This window comes from Rhodothermales bacterium (assembly GCA_013002345.1).
Taxonomy (GTDB): Bacteria; Bacteroidota; Rhodothermia; order Rhodothermales; family JABDKH01; genus JABDKH01.
Map to the genome: position 1 here is coordinate 1 of JABDKH010000348.1, position 6,892 is coordinate 6,892.

The window sequence follows — 6,892 nt, forward strand, 5'->3', positions numbered from 1 at the left end:
GTTCAAACAGACGTGCACAATATTCCTGGATGCGACCGGGTCCCCATTCATTGATCTGACGGAGTCCGGCAAGCATCATGGGAAGCAACAAGAAGTTGCTTCGCTCACCGACATCAAAACGGATCGCACCCGGCTGGTATCTGTCCTGGTAGTTAACGAGTCCGGCGAAGTTCTCACTGTCTTCTCTCGCGATCCAGTTTTCCTCAAGAGGAATTCCATTCAAGAGGCGAGGTCCGAAATATCCCAGGCAGACACTGTATGGTCCGAACAGCCACTTGTAACCGGCACAAATCAGGGCGTCAGGCTTGACGCTCTGCACGTCGATAGGAACGGCCCCGACGGACTGCGATCCGTCGATGACGAAAAGGGCGCCAACTTCCCTCGCGCGACGACCTATCATCTCCACATCGAACCGGGTGCCGTCCGTCCAGTGCGCATGCGGAAGTGCGACCACAGCCGTTCGGTGGTCAATTGCCGCCAGGATGCGTTCATTCCAAAGCGCTGCCCGATTCTCGTGGCCTCGTGGAGATGCGACGGTTGTCACGATGGCATCGCGCTCATCCGCCAGCCTTTTCCATGAGTAGATATTGCTGGGAAACTGCTCCTCGATTACGACGATACGCTGACCACTATGGATCGGCGTGTTCTTCGCCACCGTCGCTATTCCGTACGACACAGAGGGGAGAATGGCGATTGTTGATGGGTCCGGCGTACCAATGATCTGCCCGAACTCAACCCGGATCTCGTCGGCGGTTCGGAAGAACATGTCGGTGGTAATGGTCGCGGGACGTCGCATGAACGCCATTGCGTCGAGCGCGGCGTTCTCGATTTCCCGTGTGACAGGGGATAGGTAGGCGCAGTTGAGGTAGTGTTCGTTTTCTGGAAGCAGAAACCTGCTCTTCTCGCAACTTAGCATGGCTGATCCGTGAGGGACCCTCTAGCGGTCAGTGAGTGGATAACTTCCGAGTATGGAGTAGCGCGCGCCGTTCGCGGTCAACGTGCTTTCGTAAAGGTGGAATCTTTCAGAGGCATATCGGACAGAGGAGAAGATATGCTGTTCATGGCGTTCCAGGTATTCACGTAGCCAGGAGGTAGGAGGTGACCTAAGTCGAGCCACTGTAATGTGTGGCGAAAGCCGTGATGGCTTTAGCGAGATCCCGGTTGCCTGCGCAGCGTCACGAACGGCGGCGTGAAACAGGGCGAGGGCCTCGGTGGATCTCATGGCCAGCGCAATGACTCGCGGCCGTCGCAGATTTGGAAAGCACGCCAGGCCGGTAATATCGAGTACGATCGGGCTTTGATTTATCTCTTGCAACCAATAGTCCAGGACCTCAATCTGGTTGTCAGACGTCGGCCCGAGAAACTCAAGCGTAAGATGCAGGTTTCGACCGGGGATCCATCTGACGCCCGTTTGTGGCTCGGAAATTGTCGACAGCATTTGCGACAACTGGTCGTCGACGGGTAATCCGATGAATATCCTTTTCACTGGCTGCATTACATGCGGGTTCGGTGTTCGAAATGAAAGTAGTATCTGGTGGCCAGGCGGGCGTAGATCGTGCGGCACTTGATGCGGCCATCGCGGTCGGGCTGGAGGTCGGTGGCTGGTGTCCCGCGGGACGAGTCGCCGAAGACGGTCCGCTCGACGGCTCCTACGCGTTGACCGAGACCCCTTCGGCGGACCCGGCGCAGCGCACAGAATGGAATGTCCGAGATAGCGATGCCACACTGGTCATCGTACGCAGTGAGGCGCCTCGAGGTGGGACGAAATTGACCGTGGAGATTGCGCGACGACTGAGTAAGCCGGTAGTGATACTGCAGCTGTCCGACAAGCACGTTCAGAAGCGGGCCATCGACTGGATTCGGGGCAGAGGTCTCTCGACCCTCAACGTCGCTGGTCCTCGCGAATCCGAAGAGCCGGGCATTCATGAACTGGCGCGGGCGATCCTCATCCGCATCCTATCGGAATGTGTCGGTGGTGCGGCAGTTCGTCAGCAATGAATCGAATGCAGATGCTTTTTGTCCCCGGTGCTTCTCCGCGCGGCTCCACACGCTGGGCGAAACTGCCTAGATACGCGCTCGCGTCAACAATGCGGTGACGCATGAGCGAGATGTCGGCCTGCAAGTCCCGGATGTCGGGTGCGGTTCGCGCGAGATCCACTTCCCGTTCGAGGCATCCGATTCTTACCACCGTCGGGCTGTCACTCTCTGGTTGGGCAAACACGGCGGCCACAAACGCGCAAAAGTTCAACAGGAAGAGACTGGCTGCTACGCATAGCAATACCCGGGTTACGGTTGGGTTTCGAGGAGCCGACGGATTCATGATGTGCCTCCCTGGAATGACGAGCTGATCGACTCAGCAGAAACGGGAGATTGAGTTGATTATTGCTCGCGACAGTCGCGAGTGCGTCGTTTCAACAGAGAGGTGCGGATGAAAAGCGCTCCAGATCGAGATTGCTCATATCATTCCAGCACCAGATCTGCTGGCAGGGAAAGCAATTCTCATAGAGCGCTTTGCCCACGACGACCGAATCGACACCGAAGGGTTCCAGCTCCTTGATTCTGAGCAGATCGAGATAACCGGACACCCCACCCGAGGCCGTGATACGAGCCGTGGAGAGGCGATCGCCCAGTTCGCGATACGCCTGCACATTCGGACCGGCCAGCGTGCCGTCGCGCGTTATGTCCGTGTATATGAATCGGGTGCATCCGAGCGACTCCATCTCGGCGGCAAGATCGAGGACCGAGACACCGGATCCTTCCGTCCAGCCATCGACGCGGACCTCGCCCTCGCGGACATCAAGCGCCACGACGATCTTTCGGTCACCGAAGCGTTCGATGGCTTGCTTCACCATGCCCGGATCCCGAACGGCAGAGGTACCGATCACGACCCGATAAGCGCCCATCTCAAGGGCCGCCTCAACATCATCGAGAGTTCGGATACCGCCACCTATCTGAACCGGAATATCAAGACACGCACAGATGCCGCGCAGGGCGTCGTCATTGATGCCGCGGTCGCCACGCGCCGAATCCAGGTCCACGACGTGGAGGACCTTGGCATTCTGGACGCGCCAGAGCTTCGCCATCTTTACCGGGTCGTCGAAATAGACCGTCTCCGTTTCGTACGACCCCTGGTAGAGTCGGACACAACGTCCATCCTTGATATCGATTGCCGGAATTACGAGCGTCATCTATGATCGTGTGCGGCACGCGGCGGCGATAGTTGAGGTCGTACAACCGAGGGTCAAATTCGAGGTTCCGTTGCCCGCGGTGTCTCTAGTCGCCGCCGAGCCGACTCAATTCTCGTGATCTAGCAGTCGCGGTGGCGACCGCGTTGATGAGCATTGTTCTCAGTCCATGAGACTCAAGGTCGGCTACGGCGGCAATTGCTGTGCCCCCGGGCGTCGTTACCTCGTCGCGCAGAATCGCCGGATGCTTTCCGGTTTCAATCACCAGCTTTGCCGCTCCGAAAACTGTCTGCGCAGCAAGTCGGAGGGCAATCGGGCGGGGGATACCCTGTTTCACTCCACCATCCGTGAGCGCTTCAATCACCATATACACGTACGCCGGTCCGCTGCCGGACAGGCCGGTTACTGCGTCCATCAGCTCTTCCGGGACAATCTCAACCCGGCCGACGGCCTCAAACATCCGACTGACCACGGCGACATGGAGGTCGGTAGCCAGCGCACCCGGTGCGATCGCCGTGGCTCCCTCATCCACAAGCATCGGCGTGTTTGGCATAGATCGGACAACGGGCACGTCCTTGCCGAATGAGGACCGTAGTGCATCAGTCGTGACACCCGCAAGAACCGATATAATCAGGGTGTCCGGCGTGACGACGTCACGGATCTCGTTCACAACTGCCAGGGCATACTGCGGCTTGGTCGCCAGCACAATGATGGTAGCGTTTTCGGCGGCCGCACTGTTGTCTGTATTTGTCACGATACCGGGAAACTGCTCGCGCAGCGAGTTGAGAGACGCCGCATTACGACGCGTTGCTCTGATATGCGTCGGATCGAACTCGTGGGCATTCAGAAGCCCGCCGATCAACGCTCGCCCTATGTTTCCCGCGCCTATTACGGCAATTGTCTGGTCCTTGAGGTTCATTTTGCGTCGCACTGATGAGTTGAAGCGAAGAAGATAAGACCTGCTGCGCCCCGGCACATGAGTCCCGGTCGGCGCTGTCGTGTAGACACCTCGCATCCCATATTTCACGGCGCTTTGGCGCGTCCTGCGTGGGGTTTCGGACGGGATAGCCGTATGTTTCTCAGCGGCGCCCGTGCGCCACTATCGGATGAATTGCAACGCGGCCCCGACACTATGGCAACCGAGAAACTGCGACACCTCGTAACGTCGGCTCTTCCGTACGCGAACGGACCGGTTCACGTGGGTCATCTCGCGGGTGCCTACTTGCCGGCAGACCTCTATTGCCGATATCTGCGGCTCAAGGGACACGATGTGGCATTCATCTGTGGTTCCGACGAGATGGGTGTGGCGATCATGATTCGGGCCATGGAGGACGACGTGAGTCCGCAGAGTATCGTGGACAGATACCACCCGATGATTCAGGAGAGCTTCGCGGCCTTCGGCATGAGTTTCGACTACTACGGTCGGACAACCAGCGCAATTCACCGCCAGACCAGTCAGGAGTTCTTCACGAAGCTGGCTGACGACGGCGTGTTTGTCACACGCACCGCGGAGCAGCTGTTTGATCCTGAAGCAGGCATTTTTCTGGCCGACAGGTTCGTCAAGGGTACCTGTCCCGTCTGCGGATTCGAGGAGGCGTACGGCGACCAGTGTGAGCGGTGTGGAAGTTCGCTCAGTCCGATGGAGCTCATCGAGCCGAGGAGTACACTCTCGTCGGCCATACCCGAACTCCGCGAATCGACCCACTGGTACCTGCCGCTTGGCGATTTTCAAGAGCGTCTCGAAGCATGGCTAAGCGATCATCCCGAATGGAAGCCAAATGTCCTGGGTCAGGTTCGCAGCTGGCTTCAGGATGGTCTGCGCGAGCGCGCCATCACACGCGATGTTCCCTGGGGCGTACCCGTTCCGCTGGAGGTCGGTGAAGCGGAAGGAATCGACACGGCCGGCAAAGTCATCTACGTATGGTTTGACGCCCCGATCGGATACATATCGGCGACGAAGGAGTGGGCCCTCGAGCAGGGCACACCGGACCTGTGGAAGGAGTACTGGCAGAACGAAGACTGTTCGCTCGTTCACTTCATCGGGAAGGACAACATCGTTTTTCATTGCCTGATGTTTCCTGCGATGTTGATGGCCCACGGCGGCTACGTGCTTCCAGAGAATGTGCCGGCGAATGAGTTCCTGAATCTGGAGGGTAAGAAGTTGTCTACCAGCAGGAACTGGGCGGTCTGGCTCCACGAATACCTCGAAGCATTCGATCCGGATCTTCTCCGTTACGTGTTGGCGTCGACTCTTCCGGAATCGAAGGATGCGGATTTCAACTGGAGGGATTTTCAGACCAGGGTCAACTCCGAACTGGCCGATGTTCTTGGCAATTTTGTGAATCGGACGATGACCTTCGCGACGCGCTATTTCGAGGGACGTGTTCCGCCGCTGAAGGGTCCGAGCGAGATCGACCTAGATGTGCTGCGGCAGCTTGGCGAATTCCCGGGAAGAATTGGGGCGTCGTACGAGGCGTTTCGCCTGAGAGAGGCCGTCTTCGAAACGATGGGACTGGCCAGACTTGGCAACAAGTACTTCAACGACACCGAGCCCTGGCATACGCGGAAGTCGGATTTGGAGGCCTGTGCCAACAGTATCCACGTATCACTGCAGATCTGTGCAACAATCGCCGTGTTGTTGGACCCGGTGTTGCCGTTTGCGGCTGACAAGATCCGACGGATGCTGAATCTGGATGGAATCAGGTCGAGTGTGCCCGGAGGCGCATCCGGTTCGATAGGATGGGACGATGCCGCGACACCGATTCTTGTGGCAGGCCATCGGCTGGGTGAGGCGGAAATACTGTTTTCAAAATTGGAGGACGACGTGATTGAAGAGCAACTCGGGAAACTTGGAGGTCCTGCAGAGGAAGGAGGTGAGGAGCCTACTGTTGTGGAGCCTGCTGCCAAGGTGCAGCCTGTGAAACCCGAGATCGTGTACGACGATTTTGCGAAGCTGGACTTCCGGGTCGGGCGGATCATTGCGGCGGAGGCGGTTCCCAAGGCTGATCGATTGCTCCGGCTGGATGTCGATCTCGGCTTCGAAACACGACAGGTCATTGCAGGGATTGCCGAGCACCACAAGGCCGAAGATATTGTCGGTCGGAGTGTGGTTGCGCTCGTGAATCTGCAGCCACGTAAGCTGCGCGGCCTGGAGAGCCAGGGAATGATTCTGATGGCTGAAGAGCCAGACGGCAGCCTGGTCTTCGTCCAGACCGATGCCGAGACCGGCAGTCGAGTATTCTGATCGGTCACTGCCGGAAGATCAGCTCCATGCTCGCGAGTCGATTATGGTCCGCAGGCGACTTGCGGCAGCCTCACATGTTCATCGGTATTCCGTATGCGGCGCGCGTCGCCTCCATCATGGCCTCCGACAACGTCGGGTGCGGATGAATCGCTTCCATAATCTCGTGGGCCGTCGTCTCCAGGTGACGGGCGGTGACTGCTTCTGCAATGAGCTCGGTAGCGTCATAGCCGATGATATGGCAGCCCAGGAATTCACCGTAGCGGGCGTCGTAAATCACCTTGACGAATCCTTCGGTGTGGCCTGACGCAGATGCCTTGCCCGACGCCGTGAACGGAAACTTGCCGATCTTCAATTCATATCCGGCCTCCTTTGCAGCGGCTTCGGTATATCCGGTGGAGGCAATCTGTGGCTGGCAATAGGTGCATCCCGGAATGTTGTTCTTGTCCATCGCGTGCACGGGCAG

The 6,892-nt window shown here is 58.1% G+C and carries 7 protein-coding genes; 2 read left to right on the forward strand and 5 right to left on the reverse strand.

Annotated elements, in window-relative coordinates; translation table 11 throughout:
* Together HKN37_16360 and thpR are read right to left on the reverse strand one after the other, a co-directional pair.
* A partial coding sequence (locus HKN37_16360) for an aminotransferase class V-fold PLP-dependent enzyme (protein NNE48226.1) occupies positions 1–916 on the reverse strand: 916 nt, incomplete at its 3' end.
* A gap of 21 nt (positions 917–937) precedes the next feature.
* The gene (thpR, locus tag HKN37_16365; protein NNE48227.1) at positions 938–1,495 is read right to left on the reverse strand and encodes an RNA 2',3'-cyclic phosphodiesterase; all 558 of its coding nucleotides are present in this window, start codon (positions 1,493–1,495) and stop codon (positions 938–940) included.
* Positions 1,496–1,518: 23 nt separating this feature from the next.
* Here thpR and HKN37_16370 point away from each other — a divergent pair, with 23 nt between their 5' ends.
* Positions 1,519–1,998, forward strand: a complete 480-nt coding sequence (locus HKN37_16370; protein NNE48228.1) for a molybdenum cofactor carrier — start codon at positions 1,519–1,521, stop codon at positions 1,996–1,998.
* A gap of 413 nt (positions 1,999–2,411) precedes the next feature.
* On the opposite strand, the gene hisA is transcribed toward HKN37_16370, so the two are convergent.
* A complete protein-coding gene (hisA, locus tag HKN37_16375) occupies positions 2,412–3,188 on the reverse strand; it encodes a 1-(5-phosphoribosyl)-5-[(5-phosphoribosylamino)methylideneamino]imidazole-4-carboxamide isomerase (GenBank protein NNE48229.1) in 777 nt (258 codons plus the stop codon).
* An 85-nt stretch (positions 3,189–3,273) separates the two neighbouring features.
* The gene (proC, locus tag HKN37_16380) at positions 3,274–4,116 is read right to left on the reverse strand and encodes a pyrroline-5-carboxylate reductase (protein NNE48230.1); all 843 of its coding nucleotides are present in this window, start codon (positions 4,114–4,116) and stop codon (positions 3,274–3,276) included.
* A 201-nt stretch (positions 4,117–4,317) separates the two neighbouring features.
* On the opposite strand from proC, the gene metG reads away from it, so the two are divergent.
* Complete coding sequence (metG, locus tag HKN37_16385) at positions 4,318–6,429, forward strand: methionine--tRNA ligase (GenBank protein NNE48231.1); 2,112 nt, start codon at positions 4,318–4,320, stop codon at positions 6,427–6,429.
* A gap of 70 nt (positions 6,430–6,499) precedes the next feature.
* Here metG and HKN37_16390 read toward each other — a convergent pair.
* Positions 6,500–6,892: dihydrolipoyl dehydrogenase (locus HKN37_16390; protein NNE48232.1), on the reverse strand; the 393-nt coding region annotated here is incomplete at its 5' end.

Excerpts from the sequence above, each read along its gene's own strand:
- thpR (NNE48227.1), bottom strand. The coding sequence starts at position 1,495 with ATGCAGCCAGTGAAAAGGATATTCATCGGATTACCCGTCGACGACCAG.
- HKN37_16370 (NNE48228.1), top strand. The coding sequence starts at position 1,519 with ATGAAAGTAGTATCTGGTGGCCAGGCGGGCGTAGATCGTGCGGCACTT.
- hisA (NNE48229.1), bottom strand. The coding sequence starts at position 3,188 with ATGACGCTCGTAATTCCGGCAATCGATATCAAGGATGGACGTTGTGTC.
- metG (NNE48231.1), top strand. The coding sequence starts at position 4,318 with ATGGCAACCGAGAAACTGCGACACCTCGTAACGTCGGCTCTTCCGTAC.